The sequence below is a fragment of the Xanthomonas pisi DSM 18956 genome, from assembly GCF_001010415.1.
Classification (GTDB): domain Bacteria; phylum Pseudomonadota; class Gammaproteobacteria; order Xanthomonadales; family Xanthomonadaceae; genus Xanthomonas; species Xanthomonas pisi.
This window is the reverse complement of record NZ_JPLE01000086.1, coordinates 1-1,447: the sequence shown is the minus strand read 5'-3', so window position 1 is coordinate 1,447 and position 1,447 is coordinate 1. Positions and strand designations below refer to the sequence as shown.

Sequence of the window (1,447 nt, the reverse complement as noted above, 5' to 3'; positions counted from 1 at the left end):
CGAGCCCCCAGGGTGAAGTGACCCCCGGAACTTGGACACCCCATCCAACTCCGAGGATTTCGTGAATCGATATGACGCTTGCTTCAAACTTCAGGTTGCCAAGCAGGCCTGCAAGACCTCCACATCGGTCAAGGCGGTGGCCCGCCGTCATGGTCTGGACTTCTCCACGGTCAGGCGTTGGGCAGCGACCTACCGGCTACATGGTTGGCGCGGGTTTCACCGCAAGGCGCGGTCCTACGATCTTGCATTCAAGCTGGAAGTGCTTGAAAAGATGCGCCAAGAGGGGATGTCTGCGCGCGAGGCCACGACCTACTTTCAGATCGGCAGCGCCGGTGCGGTGGCACAGTGGCAACAGCGCTATGCTGACGGCGGTGCCCAAGCGTTGTCGCCTCCTCCATTGCCGCCTCCCAAGCCGATGAAAAAGACCCGCTCGTCCAAGCCTGCCCAGGACATGAGCCGCGATGAGCTTCTCAAGGAAGTTGCCTATCTGCGTGCGGAGACGGCCTACCTAAAAAAACTCGATGCCTTGATCCAGCAAGAGCAGGCGGCGCAGCGTGCAAAGCGCACGCCGTCCAAGGATTGAGGCAGACCCACGCACTGCCGCTTTTGCTCGAGGCGGCCGAGCTGTCGCGCAGCACGTTCTATTACCAGATTCATGCCCTGGCTCATCCGGATGAGGGCGAGGCCGAACTGCGTGAGCACATCCGTGCCATTTACGATGACAGCCAAGGGCGCTATGGCTACCGCCGCGTCACCCTGGAACTGGCAAATCAGGGCAAGACGATCAACCACAAGCGGGTGCAGCGCCTGATGGCCGCACTGGGCCTGCACTCGCGGGTACGCATCAAGCGCTACTGCGCATTTAAGGGCGCAGCCAATGTCGTGGTTCCCAACGCACTCAACCGCCAATTTGAAGCCCAGATGCCCAACCAGAAGTGGGTGACCGATGTCACCGAATTCAAGGTGCGGGGCATGAAGCTCTATCTTTCCCCGATCATGGATCTGTACAACGGCGAAATCGTGGCCTACCAGATGAAACGCCGGCCGGTGCTGGACTTGGTGGGTCAGATGCTGGATCAGGCGATCAAGCAACTTCCGCCCGACGCTCGGCCGATGGTCCATTCTGACCAGGGATGGCACTACCAGCACGAGAACTACCGGCAGACGCTCGAAAAGCACTCTCTGCAACAAAGCATGTCCCGACGCGGCAACTGCTTGGACAACGCGGCCATGGAGAGCTTCTTCGGGACGTTGAAATCAGAATTTTTCTACTTGAACAGCTTTGACAGCATCGAACATCTGGAAGCCGGGCTGGTGGAGTACATCAGGTACTACAACGAAGACCGGATCAAGCTGAAATTGAAGGGCATGAGCCCGGTAACGTACCGGGAACAAGCCAGGCTGGCCGTCTGATCGCCCAACTGTCCAGCTTTTGGGGGTCACTTCA

1 protein-coding gene is annotated in these 1,447 nt (G+C 58.9%); it reads left to right on the top strand.

The window, feature by feature from the left end; translation table 11 throughout:
* Window positions 1-61 precede the first annotated feature (61 nt).
* Window positions 62-1,413 (top strand): IS3 family transposase gene (locus Y887_RS19405; protein WP_104612513.1). Its coding sequence is split into 2 segments (ribosomal slippage): window positions 62-509 and window positions 509-1,413, totalling 1,353 coding nucleotides; the frame shifts between segments, so codons are not numbered across the junction.
* The last annotated feature ends 34 nt before the right edge of the window (window positions 1,414-1,447 follow it).